Raw genomic sequence first — 20,230 nt, 5'->3', positions numbered from 1 at the left:
GTGACGTACGACTCGCTGGTCAACCATGGTGACTACCTCTCGGCGCACTATCTTGCCGAGGTTCTCCCCAAGGATCTCAAGGCCAAGGACGGTCTCCTGGCCCGGTGGGCCGAGACCGAGGAGCGGGAGCGGCGCGCCCATGCCGCCGCTGTCGCCGAGGCCAAGTCCGAAGGGCGGGATCCGGCGACCGTTCCGCCGCGTGTCCGCACCCCTCGCGAGGGTCTGCGGGCCCTGCACGGCCCCTACTTCGCGTCCCGCGCCGACTTCGCCCGGGACGCGGAGGCCCTCGCCGTACCTGACGCCCCGGTTCCCTCCGACTGGGCCAAGCGTCTCACCGAGCTGCACCTGGACACCCTGCACGCGCTCGGCTTCGCCGAGGCCCACGAGCAGCCCGTCACGGTCCACCGCTCGGGCCACGACCACCCGGTCCAGGTCCTGCACACCGAGCCCGGTCTGATCGCCGTCTCCTGCGGCTGGACCGACGAGCCGGACGCCGCCCTCGACCCGGACGGCGCGGGCCGCCTGCTGCACCCGGTGGCGTTGGAGGCGTCGGCACGTCTGACCGACGCCAAGGCCCTGGCGGACTTCCTCTTCGAGTGCGACGAGCCGCCGCGCTACGTCCTCATTCTGGTCGGCGGTGTCGTCGTCCTCGCCGACCGCCTCGCCTGGCACGAGGGCCGCTACCTCGCCGTCGGCCTGGACGCCGCGCTCAACCGGCGCGACGTCCGCAACGGCGGTGAACTCGACACGGTGGCCGCGCTGTTCGGCGCGGACTCGCTGCGCGTCCCCGAGGAGGGCGGCACCGCACCGCTGGCCGGGTTCGTCGACAAGTCGGGCAAGCACGCGGTCGGTGTGTCCACCGAACTGCGCGAGGGGCTGCGCCTGTCCGTCGAGTGGATCGCCAACGAGGTCCTCGCCCGGCTGCGGGACCAAGGCGTCACCCCGGAACAGATCGACGAACCGGCGCGCCTCGCCAAGGAACTCGGACGCGAGTCGCTGCGCTACCTCTACCGCATCCTGTTCCTGCTGTACGCCGAGGCCCAGCCGACGCTCGGGATCCTGCCGGCCGACGATCCCGAGTACGCCCGGGGCTACGGCCTCCAGCGCCTCGGCGACCTCGTCGTCCGCGACCTCGTGGGCGAGCGGTCCCGGGGCGGGTTCCATCTGTACGAGTCCCTCGACCTGCTCTTCCAGCAGGTCCAGAAGGGCCACCGGGAGTTCGGCAGCGAGCCCGAGGACCTGGAGGCCCAGGCCGCCGACCGGGCCGCCACCGAGGCCGAGCGGGAGGCCGCCGAACTGCTCGCTGCAGACGCCATCACCCGGGACGAGTACACGGAACGGATCCGTGAGGCCGACCGTGCACGCAAGGTCGCCGCCCGGAGCGCCGATGTCGGCCTGCGCTTCGAGCCGCTGCGTTCCGACCTGTTCAAGAGTGACGCGGTACGTCTCATCTCGGCCGACCAGGTCGAGAACCCGGCGTACGAGGAGGGCTCGGACCTGCCCGAGTTCCTGGACACCCGGCTGCGCAACGAGACCCTGCACAAGGTGCTGCGCCGCCTGATGCTCACCAAGGGCAAGGGACGCGAACGCGGCGGCTTCATCTCGTACGCCCAGCTCGGCATCAACCAACTCGGCGCGGTCTACGAGGGGTTGATGTCCTACACCGGTTTCATCGCCGACGAGGACCTGTACGAGGTGGCCAAGGGCGGTGACGCGTCCGGCGGCAGCTGGATGATCCCCGCCGGCCGGGTCCAGGACTACCCGGACGAGGTGTTCGTCGAGCGCCCCCACGAGGAGACCGGCCGCCCGCTGCGGGTCGTCCACCCCAGGGGCTCGTTCGTGTACCGGCTGGCGGGCCGCGACCGTCAGACGTCCGCCTCGTACTACACGCCGAAGTCCCTGACCGAGGTCACCGTCGAACTCGCCCTCAAGCACCGCCTCGACCAGGACGGCACCGACACGTCGGCCGAGGAGCTGCTCGGCTGGAAGATCTGCGAGCCCGCGCTCGGTTCGGGCGCGTTCCTCAACGAGGCCATCGACCAGGTGGCGGCCGAGTATCTGCGGCGCAGGGAAAGGGAGTTGGGCCGCCGCGTAGATCCGGAGGCCCGGCCGGTCGAACTCCAGAAGGCCAAGGCGTACATCGCCCTGCACAACGCGTACGGCGTCGACCTGAACGCCACCGCCGTGGAGCTGGCCGAGGTCTCCCTCTGGCTGAACTCCATGCACCCCGGCATGCGCGCACCCTGGTTCGGCCTGCACCTCAGGCGCGGCAACTCCCTCATCGGCGCGGGCCGCAAGGTGTACGGCGCGGACGCGCTGCCGCACGGCCAGTGGCTGTCGAAGAAGGTCCCGCTGCCGCCCACCGAACTCCCCTTCCGAGACGGCGAGTTGCCCGACGGTGCCGTGCACCACTTCCTCCTCCCTGCGCTCGGCTGGGGCGCGGTCGCGGGGGAGCCCGAGGCGAAGAAGCTGGCGGAGGACGAGGCGAAGGCGCTCGGGCAGTGGCGCCGGGGGGTGCAGAAGGCCCCCAAGTGCAAGCCGTTCGAGGAGCGGGACGGCGAGCCGCACGACAAGCGACAGGCCCGCTACGACAGGTGGGCCAAGGCGGCTGCCAAGACCGAGCTGGGCCGGTTGCAGGCGGTGGCCCGCCGGGCGGAGTTCCTGTGGAGCCTGGTCGCCAAGCGCCTCGAACTCTCCGAGCGGAAGGTGTCACGCCGGATCGACGTCTGGGGCGCGGACTGGCTGGAGCCGGCGGCTGAGGCAGCTGACAAGCAGCGCGTCCTTGACGACCTGACGGCGGCCGGTACCCCGTACTGGCGGCTGAAGACGGTCATGGACGCGTGGTGCGCGCTGTGGTTCTGGCCGCTGGACCAGGTGGGGCTGATCGACGGCACCGACGCGAAGTACGCGCCGGGGGAAGGGGTGTTGGGGACGGCGCCTGCCCCGGCGGCACCAGAACCGGAGGCCGCCGCTGTCCCGACCGGCCCCGCGCCCGGTGACCTCGCCTGGCGGGCCGCCGGACTCTTCGACGACCCGGACGGCGAACAGGACGAACTGGGCGCCGCCGGCGCGGAGAGCGACAAGGGCCTGGAGATCAAGGGCCTGAAGATCAAGGGGCGGCGCGCGACCGGCCGGCAGGCCGAGATCGTCGATGACCTGCGGCGCCGAGTGATCCCCCTGAAGACGTTCGCCGACTGGCTGGACTTCCTGGAGCTGACACTCGGAACGAGGGACGCCGAGGGCGACGCCGAGGGCAACATCTCGTTCTTGAACGGCCTGGACGATCTCCCGGTGGACGAGGCGCTGCCGCTCCTGGAGACGTACGAGCGCAGCCTGGACGGCGTCCTGGGCATGGACAGCCCGTTCAAGCTGGCCGAGCGGTTCCCGTGGCTGGACGTGGTCGAGGACATCGCCGGCACGACCGAGCGGGACATAAAGGCGGAGGACGGGCACGGGTTCTTCCACTGGGAGCTGCACTTCGCGCATGTGTTTCGGGGGGAGCGGGGCGGGTTTGATCTGCAGGTGGGGAATCCGCCTTGGGTAAGGCCGGACTGGGATGAGGCCGTAGCGTTGGCCGAGTTCGATCCGTGGTTCAAGTTGTCGGATAAACCATCAGCGGAAAACTGGCGAGATCGCAAGGAAGTGGTATTGAGTTCCAGTGAACTGCGTGTTTCCTATTTTGCGGATATGGTGTCGGTCGTTGGCGTTGCGACGTTCCTAAGTGAGTCGGCGACCTACCCGCTGATTGCCGGGACGCGACCAGATCTCTACCGGGCGTTTATGTGCCGAGTGTGGCGGCATCTAGGCGCCGGAGGTGCGGCAGGTCTGATTCACCCGGACACTCATTTTGGAGGTGTTAAGGAGGGGAGAATTCGGGAATCTGCTTATCGGCACCTGCGACTGCATGCTGGATTTGTGAATGTCGGCAACTGGGCGTTTGAGGCGAGTCGCACCGCTGAGTTCGGCGTGCATATCTATGGTTCGCCTCAGGAGGAGATCTCCTTTTACACGTTGAACGGCCTGTATGGTGTGGAACCGCTTTTGGCATCCCTCAGCCACGACGGGGAGGGAGAAGTGCCTGGCATGAAGTATTCAGGGGGATGGGATCTTCGCCCACACCGAGCTCGGGTAATTACGGTCAATGATGACACATTGGCTGAGTGGCGACTCTTGACTGGGGACACGGAGGTTCCGTATCGGCAGGCGGCGCTGCTACATCCCTTGACTACAGAGGAGCAGGGAGCCATTGCGGCCCTGTCCGCTGTGGAAGAGCGACTTGGTCAGCACGATCCGCGCATCACCATCGGCATGTTTGAGAATTTGGCGACCAAGAAACTGGGGCTCTACCGCTGGGACACGACTGCGCCGAGCCGTTGGGATGAGGTGATCCTTCAAGGGTCGCATTTGGGTATCGCTACCTCGTTCAGCAAAGCGCCGAACATTCCATTTCGTTCACGGCAGGACTGGTCTAGATGGGATCTGACGGATCTGTCTGCTTCGGCGGTTCCGAACACAAACTACGTGCGTGACTGTGATGTGAAGCGATATGAAGGTATTCAAGATCGATGGCTGGATTATTCTCGCGTTGAATTGAATTGGAGTCCTACGGAAGGGGATTGGGAAAAGCGAAGCGACGTGCTGACAGGGGATGAATTGCTAGTCCCTGAGGATGAGCAGAGGGAGTTGTTGCGTCGGCGTATGTGGCTTTTCCGTCCATACACCTATTTCTATAGAATTGCATGGCGTGCTATGGTCCCGTTCAACACGGAGCGAAGCCTGTTCGCAGCCCTTATCCCGCCAGGCGCGGCACACGTCCATACGGTGCAATCGATGGCGCTGCGGAATGACCGGGTGACGGTACTCAATTCAGGTTTCTGGGCTTCCTTGCCATTCGACTATCTGCTACGAATCACGGGGCGTTCGCATCTCCAGGTCGCCGAAGCTAAGAAGATGCCATACGCCGATCCATCCCACCCACTCGCGAGCGCCCTTCTTCTCCGTGCTCTCCGTCTTAACAGCCTCACCGACGCCTATGCTCCCCTCTGGAGGAATCTTTATGATGCGACGTGGCCTGGTTATGAGGACTGGGCCGTGCAGTGGCCTGGGCTCACGCCGCTCGCCGGACACCTCAAGTCGGCCTGGGGGCACGCCACACCTTTGCGTACCGAGTACGAGAGGCGTGCAGCACTCGTCGAGATTGACGCCTTGGTCGCGGTTTGGCTTGGCATGAGTGCCGACGAGTTGATCGCCATCCATAAAGCCAGGTACGCGATTCTTGCGGACCGTGAATCACAGATGTGGTTCGACGCGAGCGGACGTCAGCTAGCCAAGGACCCATACGCCCACGGCCACGGCCAGACCAAGGAGCACTACGAGCAGTTCGTGGCCTACGACCAGGGCGAGCGCACCGACCCCCCGGTGGGCTACACCGCCCCCTTCTACAAAGCCAACCGTGAGAAGGAGATGCGGGCCGCGCACGCTGTCTTCGAGGGGCGGCTGCGGAAGGCGCAGGAGAAACAGGCGTAACGAGAGTGCCCCGCACGGGACTTGACTCCTGGCGGGGCGCTCACTGCTGCAGGGGCGTCAGACTTGCCTCGCGTACGACAGGAAAAGCGTCCACGTCTCTGTGGAGACGACGAACTGCGGGCCCCGCCGCACCTTCGAGTCCCGGATGTGTACAGCGTCGGGGCACGTGGCCACCTCGACGCAGTCGCCACTGCCGCCACTGCTGTAGCTGGACTTGTGCCAGGCCAACGCCACTTCGACGCAGCTGTCGCCATCGGAGCCGCTGTAACTGCTCGTGAACCAGGCCAGTTCGGACGTGTTCATACCGCTCCTCGCATCTCCTGCAACAGGCCCAGGGAGTCTTCCAGGGAGAGTGCCTGTGATCGCATCCTGGCATACCGCATCTGGAGCATGCTGACGACCTTGGGGTGGTGGATGAACTGTCCACTTTCCTGGCCTTCGGTGTAGGCGAGCCACCGGTTCTCCGGGGTCTCCAGCAGTTGCATAGGGCCGTCGAGCCCGGCGTGGTTCTCCCGTACCTGCGGCATCACCTGCACCTCCACGTTCCGCAACTCCGCAAGCGCCAGCACATGGTCAATCAACTCTCGCGTCACCTCCGTCCCACCTGTCCGCCGAAGGAACAGGTGCTCTTCCAGGATGAAGCTGAACGCCGTGTTCGGCCGCTCCCTGAGCAGCCGTTGCCGTTCCTTCCGCGCCATCCACTGGGCCTCGATCTGGTCGTCGCCCAGTGGCGGCAGTTGGTTCACGAACAGCGTCCGCGCGTACGCCTCCGTCTGCAACAGGCCCGGCACCACCCGGCATTCGTACGTGTACAGACTCACCGCCTCCGCCTCGAACTTCGCCCACTGCCGGAACCAACTGGCCAACCCCGGCTGCCGTGACAGATGCAGTGCCGCACCCCGCAACGTCCCGAACGCGTCCAGGACCTCCTCCGCCCGCCCCACGAAGTCCGGCTGCGGGAACCGGCGGCCCTGCTCGATCTTGGCGACCGTCTGCACCGAGTACGGGACCAGATCGGCGAACTCCTCCTGCGTGAGGCCCGCTCGTTTGCGGAAAGCCTTGAAGACCTCGCCGAACGTCCTGAGACTGTCCGACACCTCCGGCTCACCGCCGCCCGGCGACCCGCTCGTACCGCCCGACCCGCCCGTACCGTCCGTCATGCGAGGACACCTCCCGTACGCCTGCCCCGCGAACCACTTCCAACGGGCCATGGTTACGGTCAGTTGCCACCCCTGTCCACCCTCCGTACTCGTACTCTCACACAGAGTGCGAGTCGCTGACCTGGTGTGCAGGGTTCTCGCGCGGCCAGTTTGGGAGCATGACGCCAAGTCCAGCCCCCCCAACTGCCGGCTACCGTACGTGTGTTCGCGCAGCGTTTCAGCTCCACTCCGCGCGGCGCCCGCCTCGCCCGTCACCTCGCCGTGCACCGGCTGAACGCCTGGGGCATCCCGTACGGCTCCGACGTCTCGGACACCGCCGCGCTCCTCGTCGCCGAGCTGGCGGCGAACGCCGTCACCCACGGCCGCGTTCCCGGCCGTGACTTCGAGGTACGGCTCAGCCTCGACCCGTACGCCCTCCGGATCGACGTCGCGGACCCGCGCGGAGAGCGCCGTCCCGCCGGGCCGGGCGGAATCATTGCCCCGGCCGCCCAGGCCGCCACCGCAGCCCTGGCCGACGGCGGCCGGGGCCTGCTGCTCGTCGAGGCGCTGGCCGACCGGTGGGCCGTACTCGACCGTCTGCCCGTCGGCAAGACGGTCCGCGCCGAACTGGACCTGCCGCACTGACGGGCGCGCCCGCCGTCCATAGACTGGCAGCCGGCCACGGATCAAGGTCAGTGACGGCGGACGGCGGAGGCGACGGGGAGTCATGGCAGGGCTTGAGGACAGTGGCAGCGGGCGGGCGACCGGGCGCGGGCGGGACGTCGGATTCCGGCGCTACGAGTTCCCGCCGGAGGACACCGAACTGCTCCAGCCCGGGCTGTTCCCCTCGCTGCACGGCCCCGTCGAGGTCGGCGGCGACGGGCTGCCGACCGGGGTGGAGCTGGAGCAGCCCGCCGACGAGGAGGGCACAGAGTCCAGCGCGAGCACGCGGGACCCCGACGAGATCTCCGCACCCTTCCGGCCCGAGAGCATCAAGATCGAGACCCAGTCGACCACCGTCGACCTGCTCCTCTCGCGGCTGAAGGAGGGCATGATCGACCTCGCGCCCGACTTCCAGCGCAGGGCCGGCATCTGGACCGACGTACAGCAGAGCCGGCTCATCGAATCGCTGCTGCTGCGCATCCCCATCTCGTCCTTCCACATGGCGCAGGACGAGAACGACGACTGGGCCGTGGTCGACGGCATCCAGCGGCTCACGGCCATCGCCCGGTTCATGGCGCCGGAGGCGGTGAACATGCCGCCGCTGACCCTGCGCGGCCTCGACTATCTGCGTGACCACCACGGCAAGGGGTACGAGGGCCTGAGCGGGCGGCTGAAGATCAGGCTGCGCGAGACCCAGCTGGTGGTGCACATCATCCAGCAGGGCACGCCGGAGGCCGTGAAGTTCAACGTCTTCTCGCGGATCAACACCGGAGGGCTGCCGCTCACACCGCAGGAGATCCGGCACGCCCTGGTCGACGGGCCGGTGCGCGGCTACCTCGCCGACCTCGCCGAGGACCCGGCCTTCGGCGACGCCACCGGGCACAGCGTGTCCAACGAGCGGATGGCCGACCGGGAGATGGTGCTGCGCTTCCTGGCGTTCCGGCTGAGCAAACCCGCCGAGCACACACAGCGCGACTTCGACCAGTTCCTCGTCACCTCCATGCACCACATCAACCGGCTGAGCGAAGCGCAACGGGAGCTGCTGGCCCTGGAGTTCCGCAAGGCCATGCGCTGTGCTTCGGACATCTTCGGCGATCACGCGTTCCGGAAATGGAGGGGTGGAAAGGGGGCCAAGTCGCCCATCAACAAAGCCCTGTTCGAGACGGTCGCGGTCAATCTCGCCATCCTGGACGATCACGCGCGTGAGACGCTGGTAACGTCGAGTGACAGGGTGCTCGAAGGGTTCTTCGGGCTGATGAAGGACTGGGACTTCGACCGGGCCATCTCCGTCGCCACCGGCGACACGAAGAAGGTGCGCAAGAGGTTCACCGCGATGGCGGAGCTCTTCCAGGGGGTAGTGGGCAGTGATTGACCAGCTGACGCTGAGGAACTACAAGGCGTTCCAGCACGTGGACCTGCCGCTCGGGCCCCTCACCCTGCTGACCGGCCTCAACTCCTCCGGCAAGAGCAGCGTCCTACAGGCCCTCGGCCTCCTCCAACAGTCGTACACCGCGGGCGACTTCGACGACGTACGGGACCTTGTGGAAGAGGTGGGCTCCGGCGAGGTCATGGCAGTGGACAACGGCTTCCTCCTCAACGGTGAACTCGTCTCCCTCGGCACCGGCCACGACGTCCTGCACGAGGACTTCGTGGGCGACGAGCCGGAGATCACCCTCGCGGTGAGTGAAGGCGCGTACCGCTACTCCTGGACCGTGGCCTACGACGCCGAACAGAATCTGCTTCCGCTGACCCGTGTCGACATCCCGCTGACGAGCGAGGGGACCGAGAAGTCCCCGGTCGGAGCCGCCGCCGTGGTCCCCGGGTACTTCAGCGCCGGGTTCCAGTATCTGCACGCCGACCGCATCTCGCCCGCCGAGTTCTACCCACGCGACCACCACGTGTCCATCGGGCGGGGTTTCCTCGGCGTGCGAGGCGAGCACACCGTCAACTTCCTGCGCCATCACGCCAGGGACGAGGTCCCCGAAGGGCCGCTGCGACACACGCGCGCGGAGTCGGCCCGGCTGCTCGACCAGGCGGCAGCCTGGATGGGGGAGCTGTGCCCCGGCGTGGACCTCCAGGCCGAGACCATCGAAGGCACAGACTCGGTGCGCCTTTCGTACGGCTTCGACGGCCCCCGCGGCACCCGGCGGCGCCCCACGAACGTCGGCTTCGGCCTCACGTACGCCCTGCCGATCGTCGTGGCCTGTCTGACGGCCATGCCCGGCTCCCTGGTCCTGCTGGAGAACCCCGAGGCGCATCTGCACCCGCGTGGCCAGACCCGGATGGCCGCCCTCGTGTCGGCGGCGGCCGCACAAGGGGCGCAGCTCGTCGTGGAGACGCACAGCGATCACGTACTCAACGGGGTGCGGCTCGCCGCCAAGCGTGGGGTGCTGGCACCGGACAAGGCCGTACTCCACTACTTCCGGGGCGGTTCCACGGGCAGCGAGGTGGCCAGTCCCCGCATCGACGCCGACGGGCTGCTCGACCAGTGGCCCGCGGGGTTCTTCGACGAGCTGGAGAACACGCTCGACGAACTGCTGGCCTGAGCACCGGCCGGGGGGCCTGGCGACGGGCGCGGACGACAACACGGAGGGGGAAACGTGCCGCTGCTGTTCCTGAACGAGAGATCATGCGGGACCGGGTGCGATCCGGCACACGCGGAGCGGGCCATGACGGAACTGGCGCGGGCGGTGCTCGCGGTACTCCGGGTCGACCGGCCGGGCACCGTACTGGTCAGCAACGACCCGATCACCGGGCTCCAGATCGCCGCCGGGCATCCGATCGGCAAGTGGCACGGCAACCCGAGGAACCGTGACGCCTGGCGGCGGCTGCTCCAGATGCAGAGCAAGTGGCCGCACCGCGTCGTCTTCCCCGAGGGAGAGGGTTACTACGACGTCGAATACCGGCACCGGGGCGAGACGGTGGAAGGGCTCGGCGCGGCCCACCTCATGGACGGGCTCGGGGTGTCCTTAGCCGTCGAGCCGTGCTGGGGCGACGACCGGGTCTCACTGGAACGTGAGCAACTGGTCGAGGAACAGGACGGCGGGTTCACGTCGCATACCAGCGACGTGGAGCTTCGTCACGCGTCGAGCGGGACGCACGTCGACGAGCATCTGCGATGGATCGCCCAACAGGTCGAGCTGGTTCGCAGGGGCGGACTCGACGCGGTGGCCCATGGGGCAGACCTGTGGGAGCGGCGCGCGAGCCTCTTCCCCCACCTGGAGTTCCTTCCCGGGGTCGAGGAACAACTCCGGGGTCTCCTGCAAGCCTGGGTACGTCCGGTGGCGAAACGGCTGGCCGAGTTCGACCAGGCGGTCTCCTCCTGGAACCCGGACACCGAACCCGCAGGACCGCAGTGGCACTCCTGGGTGACGGGCGAGGGCGAGCAGCGCGCCCGGGAACTCTGCGCGTTCACCGACCTCGACGGCCGGACGCGGATCTTCGACACGCATGCCCGCTTCACCCCGGGACCCGGCCGGGTGCACTTCCGGCTCGTGCCGGAGAACAAGGCCGTACGCATCGCGCACGTCGGCCGCAAACTCGGCGTCTGACCGGACCGGACGCACAGGCCCGGGCCACCACCGCCGGGCCGGATGTCGGCACCGCCCATTACGGTGGGGCCCGGAGCCGGGCAGGCAGCGGCACCGACGAGACATCGCAACGAAGGAGAAGCAGGGTGCGACCGACCCTCGCCGCCGAGCAGGTACGCGACAGCCTGAGCCAGTACCTGTCGACGACGTACGCCCTGGCGGACGAAGGCACCCGCAGCGCCCTGGAGCAGTTCCTCGGCGACGCCGACGACGGCATCTTCCGCGGCCCGTACCTGCGCATCCGCACCCCCTTCCGCTCGGCCGAGAACGACGACTGGCAGCGGCATCTCACCTGGTGGCCGCGGATCAAGGGCTTCACCCCCCACCGTCACCAGGAGCGGGCCTGGGAACGCCTCTCGACGCTGCACGGCTCCGCCCGGCCCACGCTGGTCACCACCGGTACCGGATCCGGCAAGACCGAGTCGTTCCTCGTGCCGATCCTCGACCACTGCCGACGAGAGCGGGAGGCAGGAAGGGAAGGCGTCAAGGCCGTTCTCCTCTACCCGATGAACGCGCTCGCCACCGACCAGGCCCACCGCATCAACGACTACCTCGACAGCCCCCGGGACGCCCGGCTCAGGGATGCCGGGGTGCGCGCGGCGCTCTACATCGGCGACAAGGCGTCCAAGGAGTTCAAGCAGGCCAACCCGCGTATCGCGGTCGACCGGGACGAGATCCGGCGCACCCGGCCCGACATCCTCATCACCAACTACAAGATGCTCGACCTGATGCTCCAGCGGCCCGAGGACCAACGGCTGTGGCGGGAGCCGGACGGCTCCGCGCTCGCCTACGTCGTCCTCGACGAGTTCCACACGTACGACGGTGCCCAGGGCACCGACGTGGCCATGCTGCTGCGCCGGCTCGGCTCCGTCGCCGACCTGAACGAGCCGGGGAGGCCCCTGGGCCCGGTCTGTCCCGTCGCCACCTCTGCCACCCTCGGCGAGGGAACTCCGGGCACGGCGGGCGCGTCGATGCTGGATGTGGCGGAGCAGGTGTTCGGGGTGCCCTTCCCGCCGGACGCGGTGGTGGGGGAGGAGCGGCGCAGCACCCAGGACTTCGCGGGGAAGAGCGACTTCGGGCTGCCCTTCCCCTCCCCGCACGAAGTGGCGGAGCTGGGCGATCCCACCCGCGACCCCGAAGCGCTGGATCAACTGGCCGCCGCCTTCACCGGCAGAAGCGGTCTCGACGCCGTACAGCTCGGCAGACAACTGCGCCGCCACCGGCTGACCGCCGCCGTCTTGGAGGTCCTCGACGGCCGGCCGCGCACCACACCCGAGATCATGGATGTCCTGCCGCGCTACGCCTACCACTGGGGCATGGCGGTCCAGCAGAGCCCGGCCGTCGCCGCCCAGGCCCTCGCGCGCTATGTCGCCCTGCTCTCCACGGCCCGCGACCCCGAACACCCCACCCGCCCGCTCCTGTCGATCGAGGTGCACCACTGGGTACGCTCCGTCTCCCGGGTGCTGCGTGGCGTCAGCGCGGCGAGGGCGGAGTTCCGCTGGGACGACGAACGGGTCACCGGAGGCGGCAGGCTCACCGCGCGCAAGACCGGTGGCAGGAACACGGAAGCCCTCACCCCCGATGGCGATACGGGCGGCCCCGTCGCGCCCGCGGGTGACAGCGCGCCCCCGCCCGCCCAGGTGTTCCTGCCCGCCGTCTTCTGCCGGGAGTGCGGCCGTTCCGGCTGGGCCGCGCTCTCCCCGGAGGCAGACCCGGCGGAGCTGGACATGAACGCCCATAAGATCCGCCGGGCGTCCGTCGGCCGCGACAAGAGCCGCGTCCGCAACATGATCGCGGCGACCCCGCAGCAGGCCTACGACACGGCGTTCGTGGCCGAGAAACAGCGCAGCGGACCGACCGTGATGGTGCTCGACGGAGCACTGGGGAGGGTACGGCCGTTGTCCCGCGCAACGGACTTCGACCCCCCGCGCGGCGGCGAAGGCCCCCACACCGCCAAGCCGTTGCACGACGCGGCGTTCGTCTGGGCGGACATCGGCGACGACCGGGCGGCGCGGGGCGACCAGTGCCCGGCCTGCCGCACCTACAACGCCATCCGCTACCTCGGAACCGGGCTCGCCGCGCTCGCCGCCGCCTCCATCACCCAGCTGTTCACGGGCGGCGAACTCGACAAGAACCTGAACGAGGACAAGACGCTCCTCTTCAACGACTCCGTGCAGGACGCCGCCCACCGCGCCGGATACGTCGCCAACCGCTCGTACACCTTCTCGCTGCGCTCCCTGCTCGCCAGCCGCATCGACGAGGACGAGCCGATCGCGCTGAGCGACCTGGCCGCCGACCTCATCACGGACGTCGTGGACAGCAAGGCCGTCCAGACCGCGGTGATCCCGCCCGACCTGCACGTCGTGCGCGGTGTCGACACCCTGCTCTCCGGGCGCGGCCACGGCTCCCGCGCCACCTGGGAACTCATCGCCCAGCGTCTCGCCTTCGCGGCGGTCCTGGAGTTCGGGCTCAGGTCCCGGCAGGGCCGCACCCTGGAGCTGACACGCACGGTCGCCGCGGACGTCCCGCTCCAGGACCCGGACGCGGTCGCCGAGATCGTGCGCGAACTCCTGCACACCACCCCCGGGGACATCGCGCTGCCGGACGGCTCGCTGCCCGGCCCCGACCGCTGGATCGGGCATGTGCGCGGCCTCCTCGAACGACTGCGCACACGCGGCGCCATCCGGCACGCCTGGCTCGACGGCTGGCTGGACGAGGCGGGTGTACGGCGCTGGCTGGTCTGGGGCGGGCGCAGGACCGGGATGCCGGCGTTCCCGCCCGGCGTGTCCGCCCCGGCGTTCCTGCTCGGCAGCCCCAAGCAGGGCAGCGACGACTTCGACGTGGTCACCGGACGCCTCGGCTGGTACCAGGACTGGACCCGGCGCAGCCTCGGCCTGCGCCCCGACTCCGCCAACGCCTTCCTCGTACGGCTGCTGCCCGCGCTCGTCGACGCGGGCGTCCTGTCCGCCCGCACCGCCAAGGACGGGGCGACCCGCGTCTACGGCCTCCAGCCCGGTCACGTACAGGTCCGCAAGCTGGCCGACGACCAGGTGGCCGACGCCTCCGCGCACTGCCCGGTCTGCTTCTGGGAGCAGACCGTCCACCCCGCCCTGGCCGACCAGTGGCACGGACAGCCGTGCCCCCGCTACCGCTGCGGCGGACTGCTGCGCACCGGCCAGGACCTGGAGAGCGGCGTACGGCGCCGGGACTTCACCCAGGACTTCTACCGTCGGATGTACCGCGACGCGGGCGTCTTCACCATCAACACGGCGGAGCACACCGGCACCCTCACCCGCCCCAAGCGCGAAGCCGTGGAGAAGGCGTTCCGCGAAGGCACCCGGGCCCACTACGCCAACCCGCAGGTCCTGTCCTGTACCCCCACGCTCGAACTCGGCATCGACATCGGCGACCTGTCGGCCGTGGTCCTCGCCTCGCTGCCCAAGGGACCCGCGAACTACGTACAGCGGGTGGGCCGGGCCGGCCGTGCCACCGGCAACGCCTACCTGCTGACCATGGTCGATCGCGGCCCCCGCGACCGCTACTACCTGGACGACCCCCGGCAGATGATCGCCGGGGACATCCAGCCCCCCGGCTGTTTCCTCTCCGCGAGCGAGATCCTGCGCCGCCAGTACCTCGCGCACCTCCTCGACCTGGCCGGTGCCGGACGCCTGCCCGTGCCCGACGAGGACGGGGACGCGCTCCGGCCGATGACCCACCTGGCCAACGACCTGTTCGGTGCCTCGGCGTGGCTGACCGAGTTCGAGGAGGCGGCACTGGCCGCGGGCCCCCGCCTCGTCGAGACCTTCCTGCAGCTGTTCCCGCCGTACGACGAGAAGAAGGGCACGGGCGTCAGCCCCCAGGCCGCCGAGGCGCTGCGCACGTACGCGACCGGGGGTCTCGCCGACGCCCTCAGGGACGCCCGCGGCCAGTGGGAGGAGCGGCGCGGCGAGATGCAGCGCCGCATCACGTCCATCGACGCGGCGCTGCGGGCCCTGGTGGCTGGTGACCCCGAACACGAACGGCAGGGCAGGGAACTGCGGGCCGAACGGCGAGCCGTGTCCCGGCACGCCGGCGAGATCAGCCGCACCACCGCGCACGGCGCGCTCGTCGACCTCGGGCTGCTGCCCAACTACAGCCTCGTCGACTCGCTCACCGAACTCGAAGCCACCCTCACCTGGCGTGAGGACGGCAAGGACGGACAGCCCGAGCACCACAGCAAAGTACTCAGGTACGGGCGGTCGGCGCGCCTGGCACTCGTCGACTTCGCGCCCGGCAACCACTTCTACGTACAGGGCTACAAGCACCGCGTCACCGGGCTCGACATCGGCAGCCCGAACCGCCCGGCGTGGCTGTGGTGGCGGGTCTGCCCCGACTGCGGGCACATCCGCACGCAGCAGGCACGCCAGGACTCCACCGCATGCCCGCGCTGCACGTCACCGGCCATCGGCGACGTCGGCTGCCTGCACAAGGTACTGGTGCCGCATCGCGTGACGGCCCGCGACCAGCGGGACGACATCCGGGTACGAGACGACACCGACGAGCGGGAACGGCGCCTCTACACCGTGGTCCCGGCCGTGGACATTTCGCGCGAGCACATCGAGGCGGGGTGGAAGCACAGGAAGGCCACCTTCGGCTGGGAGCTCACTCGGCACGCCATGATCCGCCACCTCAACGTCGGCGCCTCCCGGGTGGACACCGGAGTCGAGGACGCCTTCGCGGGACGCCAGGTACGGCTCAACCCCTTCTGGGTCTGCGACTCCTGCGGACACGCGGACCCCGACGGCGGACCCGCCGCCGCCCAGGCCGGACAGCAGAGCGCTTTCGCCACCTCCAAGGCCACGAAGTACCACCGCCCGTGGTGCCCCCGGCTGCGCGACGGACTCGACGAGACGAAAACCGCGCAGCAGGGCGTGAAACTGCTGCTCGCCCACGAGTTGCGCAGCGAGGCGCTGCGCATTCTGATCCCCGCGGTCACCGCGTACACCGAGGAGCGCTTGGCCACGTTCAAGGCGCTGCTCCTCGCGGGAATCGCCCAAAGCTACGGCGGCGACCCCGACCACCTGGCCGTCGTCACCGACTCGATGCCCGAGCCCGGCGGCGACGTCCGCAGGCACTTCCTCGTGCTGTACGACTCGCTGCCCGGAGGCACCGGCTATCTGCACCGGCTCGCGGGACCCGACGGGCTGCACGACGTGCTGACCCGGGCCCGCCAGGTCATCGAGCGCTGCCCGTGCGTAGGTGAGGAGCGGCCCGCCTGCCACCGGTGCCTGCTGCGGTACGTCGATGACAGAGAGTACGAACTGGTCTCACGCGAACACGCCCTCGACATGCTCGGTGAACTCCTCGGCCGCACCGGTGACGCCTGGGACATCGAGGAAGCCGGGACGACCGGGGCCATCAGTCTCGACAAGCAGGTCGAGAGCGAGCTGGAGGCACTGTTCCGCCGAGGGCTCCTCGCCTGGGCCGAAGGCGACGACGGGGTGAGCGTGCGCTCCGCGCAGACACCCGACGGTGAGCGCGACACGACACTGCGGTTCACCGCGCCCGACGGCAAGGTCAGCGGCTGGCGCATGGAGACGCAGACCGACCTCGGATTCACCGTGCCCGACGTGGTCTTCCGCAGCCTGGACGATGACCGCAAGCGGGTCGCCGTCTACCTGGACGGCTACCGCTACCACGCGAGTCCCGAGCACAACCGCATCGCGTCAGACGCCGCCAAACGGACGCGGCTGCGCGCCGGACACGGCTGGCAGGTCTTCCAGCTGACCTGGGACGACGTACGCGCCTGGACCGGCAACGCGAAGGCCCCCACCGATCCCGTATGGGTGCCGTACCAGAACACGGCGCAGAAGACCGCCTCGGACATCCACCGGCGGCTGCACGGCGACGACCCGCGCGACCTGAACAACTTCGTGTGGACCAACCCGGTCAACACCCTGATCGGCTACCTGACCACCCCGGACCAAGGGGTATGGCGGCGGCGTACCCAGAGTGCGCTGGCGGGGTTCGCCGCGGTGTCCGCGACCAGCCGTGCCCTGGCGGACGGGCCCGAGGTGGGGCACCGTATCGCCGAAGCGCTGCAGGGCAAGCGGCTCTCCGGTGGTCAGGGTGCCGTCCAGGTCATGGCCACCCAGGACGGCAGCGGATGCCCGCTGACGGTCGCCCTCGACCTGCGCAAGGGGCAGGCGGGCGCGGTGTGGACCGCTCTGACCGTGCTCGACGACAGCCCGGAAGCGGCGGCCCGCGACGAGAACGCCCATCGCAGGCGGTGGCAGGCCTGGCTGTACTGGACCAATCTGCTTCAGTTCCTCAACGAGGGCGAGGGCGACGGCGTCCAGCTGGCGGCGAGCCAACTGCCGGGCTTCGACCCGGTGGAGCTGGCCGTGACAGGGGGAGTGGGCTGGCTGGAGTCCCGTCGGCAACCGCAGACGGAAGGGCTCTCCACCGAGGCTGCCGAGACCGGGGTACCGCCCGTGGAGGCACCCCTGCCTGCGGAGCCGGCGACGGGCGCCGCGAGTGATCCTGCCTGGGACGAGGTCGTCGACTACCTCGTCGAAGAGCCCGGACTCGCGGAACTCGTCGACGTACTGGTCCGGTCCGCGGTGCCCGCTCCCGTGGCCGGGTTCGAACTCGGCGACGCAGCCTGGCCCGCCGAACTGGCCTGGCCCACCCACCGCATCGGTGTCGTTCTCGCCCCCGCGCAGGAAGACGAAGCCGCCCTTGCCGAAGTGCGGGACCGTGACCACGCGTACGCGGCGGCGGGGTGGACCGTACGGACCGCGGTGGAGTGGGACGCGCGGGAACTCGCGGCCACCCTGACCGGGCCCGCCGAATCAGACGGTCGCCCGGCCGGCAACGACGACGCCGAAGCAGATGGCCACCACGCCGACAACGCCGACGACGAGGAGCAGGACCGATGACCAGCACCGGCGCGCCGACCGCAGGCGCGACCCTCCGCCTGCTCGACAAGGCGGACAAGGAGATCGTCAAGCTGGACCGGGCGATCGTCGGGGCGGTCTACAAGTTCCAGCACGAGTTCCGTAAGAACCCGGAAGCGCCCGGGTTCGACCTCAAGCCGCTCAAGGGACACGAGCGGCTGTGGTCGGCGCGCGTCAACCGTGAGTACCGGGCCCTGCTGGTCCGCCTCGGCGGCAATGACTGGCTGCTGGTCTCGGTCAAGCACCGTGGCCACGTCCACCGCAACCTCGACCGGCTCGCGTACGGCATCAACCAGGTCACGGGTGCGATCGAGTACGTGGACCTCCAGGTGGTGGAGGACGACGTCCTGGGCACGGCGTCACCCGGGGCACGTCCTGAACCATCCGTTCCGGAAGCCATCGCCCCCGACGCCCCGCTGTTCGCCGCGTACACCGCGGGGCAACTGGCCGACCTGGGCGTGGCCGAGCCCCTGATCCCGATTGTCCTCAAGCTCACCACGGACGACGAACTGCTCGGACTCGCCGAGTACGCCCCACGGCACACGGGCGAGGTGTTGCTGCGGCTGCGCGACCAGGTCCCGTACGAGCAGGTCATGGAGGAGGTGACCGCGCCGGTCGCCGTGGCCGTCGAGGCATCCCCCGGTAGCGTCCGCGGTGACGAGTGGAGGGAGGCGGCCGACCGTTCGCAGGCAGTGGTGATCACCGATGACGACTCGCTGCGGAGCATCCTCGAAGAGGGCGACTTCGGCCGTTGGAAGGTGTTCCTCCACCCCACCCAGGAGAAGCTGGTGGGACGCAGGTACTCCGGTCCGGCCCGGGTGGGAGGAGGCCCGGGAACGGGGAAGACGATCGTTGCCCTGCACCGGGTGAAACACCTTGTGGACCACCTGCCTCCCGGCCACAACAAGCCGGTTCTCCTCACCACCTTCAACAAGAACCTCGCTGCCGACCTGCGTTCCCGCCTTCTTTCTCTCGGCGGTCCGCAGACGCTCGCCCGTGTCGACATCCTGCATGTCGACCAGTTGGCGACGCGTGTCGTGAGCGAGGCGGACCCGGGAAACACCAAGCGCAGGATCGATGACACCCAGGCTCTGCGCGAGTGGCGCCAACTGCTGGTGGAAGCCGGGGAGAACCGCTGGGACGCCGAGTTCCTCTGCGACGAGTGGAACCAGGTGATCCTCGGCCAGGCCGTGGCGTCACGCGCCGACTACTTCAAGGCCCGCCGGGCGGGCCGGGGCCGCAGCGTGAGCCGCCCCGACCGGGCCGAGATCTGGCAGCTCGCCGAGCGCTTCACCCAACGGCTCGACGTGAAGGGACTGGAGACCCACCGTCAAGTGGCCGAACGAGCGGCCCAGTTGGAGATGGCCCGCGCTCACAGGGTTGAAGAACGTCGTCTGCAGGAGGAAGAGCGTGGCGGACCCGGCAACGTCCACGCGGAGTCGGGGACAGGCGCGTGGCTGCGCCATCGCTACCGGCACGTCGTCGTGGACGAGGCCCAGGATCTCGGGGCCGCGCACTGGAAGATGCTGCGGGCCATGGTGCCCCGGGAGGCCGACGACATCTTCCTCGTCGGTGACACACACCAGAGGATCTACGACAACCAGGTCACCCTGGGCAGTCTGGGCATCAACATCCGCGGCCGCTCGGCGAAGCTGACGCTCAGCTATCGGACCACACGCGAGATCCTGGGCACCGCGATCGGCATCCTCGAAGGGGCCGACTTCGACGACATGGACGGCAGCAGCGACGACCTCGCGGGATACCGGTCGGTGTTGCACGGCGGACGTCCGTCCCTGCGGAGCGCGAACAGCTGGGACGAGGAACTCGACCTCGTGGTGGAGCAGGTGCACGCGTGGCACGACGTCCCGCGCGAGTCCGTCGCGGTGTGCGTGCCGACCAACGAGAAGGTCGACGAGGTGGTCGCGCGGCTGGCCCGACGCGGAATCATGGCCACGAAGATCACTGGCGACGGGGCGCGGGGGGCCGAGGGAGTGCACGTCGGCACGATGTACCGCTTCAAGGGGCTTGAGTACCGTCGCATGGTCATTGCCGGCGTCTCGGAGGGCTTGGTCCCCCGCTCGGCTGTCGACACCTGGGAACGGACCGACAAACTGCGTCACAGGCGTGAACTGCAACGAGCCCGCTCCCTGCTGTTCGTCGCCGCGACCAGAGCACGGGACGCGCTCACGATCTCGTGGAACGGGGAACCCAGTCGCTTTCTCCGCCCATTGGGCGCACTGAGGCGCTGAACCGCGCTGCAGTATGCCTGGGGGTGCATCCGGTGACGAAGCCTGCTCCTGCGACGGCCTTGCGGATCTCGCGTTCTACAGGCCGAATTCGCGGCCTGATCATCTCTCTGCAGGTGTAGTCGCTC

At 69.1% G+C, this 20,230-nt stretch carries 9 protein-coding genes; 7 read left to right on the top strand and 2 right to left on the bottom strand.

Annotation, left to right across the window (positions count from 1 at the left end):
* Positions 1-5,526 carry a class I SAM-dependent DNA methyltransferase gene (locus tag ACFU95_RS14395; protein ID WP_383826769.1) on the top strand — a complete coding sequence of 1,842 codons (5,526 nt, stop codon included), beginning with the start codon at positions 1-3 and terminating at the stop codon, positions 5,524-5,526.
* A 57-nt stretch (positions 5,527-5,583) separates the two neighbouring features.
* Here ACFU95_RS14395 and ACFU95_RS14390 read toward each other — a convergent pair whose 3' ends face one another.
* Together ACFU95_RS14390 and ACFU95_RS14385 are read right to left on the bottom strand one after the other, a co-directional pair.
* Complete coding sequence (locus tag ACFU95_RS14390) at positions 5,584-5,829, bottom strand: DUF397 domain-containing protein (RefSeq protein ID WP_383826766.1); 246 nt, start codon at positions 5,827-5,829, stop codon at positions 5,584-5,586.
* Complete coding sequence (locus ACFU95_RS14385; protein WP_383826763.1) at positions 5,826-6,686, bottom strand: helix-turn-helix domain-containing protein; 861 nt, start codon at positions 6,684-6,686, stop codon at positions 5,826-5,828. The genes ACFU95_RS14390 and ACFU95_RS14385 overlap by 4 nt, the downstream gene beginning before the upstream one ends.
* 201 nt (positions 6,687-6,887) lie before the next feature.
* Between ACFU95_RS14385 and ACFU95_RS14380 the strand changes: the two genes are divergently transcribed.
* From ACFU95_RS14380 to ACFU95_RS14355, 6 genes are all read left to right on the top strand, one after another.
* The gene (locus ACFU95_RS14380) at positions 6,888-7,310 is read left to right on the top strand and encodes an ATP-binding protein (protein WP_383826760.1); all 423 of its coding nucleotides are present in this window, start codon (positions 6,888-6,890) and stop codon (positions 7,308-7,310) included.
* An 82-nt stretch (positions 7,311-7,392) separates the two neighbouring features.
* Positions 7,393-8,700, top strand: coding sequence for a DUF262 domain-containing protein (locus tag ACFU95_RS14375; protein ID WP_383826757.1), 1,308 nt, complete (start codon positions 7,393-7,395; stop codon positions 8,698-8,700).
* On the top strand, positions 8,693-9,874 hold the full coding sequence (locus ACFU95_RS14370; RefSeq protein WP_383826754.1) for a DUF3696 domain-containing protein: 1,182 nt from the start codon (positions 8,693-8,695) through the stop codon (positions 9,872-9,874). The genes ACFU95_RS14375 and ACFU95_RS14370 overlap by 8 nt, the downstream gene beginning before the upstream one ends.
* 123 nt (positions 9,875-9,997) lie before the next feature.
* Positions 9,998-10,879, top strand: coding sequence for a hypothetical protein (locus ACFU95_RS14365; RefSeq protein ID WP_383826752.1), 882 nt, complete (start codon positions 9,998-10,000; stop codon positions 10,877-10,879).
* Positions 10,880-11,004: 125 nt separating this feature from the next.
* A complete protein-coding gene (locus tag ACFU95_RS14360; RefSeq protein ID WP_383826749.1) occupies positions 11,005-17,838 on the top strand; it encodes a DEAD/DEAH box helicase in 6,834 nt (2,277 codons plus the stop codon).
* Positions 17,835-20,105, top strand: coding sequence for a UvrD-helicase domain-containing protein (locus tag ACFU95_RS14355; protein WP_383826746.1), 2,271 nt, complete (start codon positions 17,835-17,837; stop codon positions 20,103-20,105). Before ACFU95_RS14360 ends, ACFU95_RS14355 begins: the two co-directional genes overlap by 4 nt.
* Positions 20,106-20,230: the final 125 nt, after the last annotated feature.

The organism is Streptomyces sp. NPDC057623 (genome assembly GCF_042800355.1).
Lineage (GTDB): Bacteria > Actinomycetota > Actinomycetes > Streptomycetales > Streptomycetaceae > Streptomyces.
Note: the sequence above shows the minus strand (reverse complement) of the source record. Positions and strands in the feature narration are given on the sequence as shown.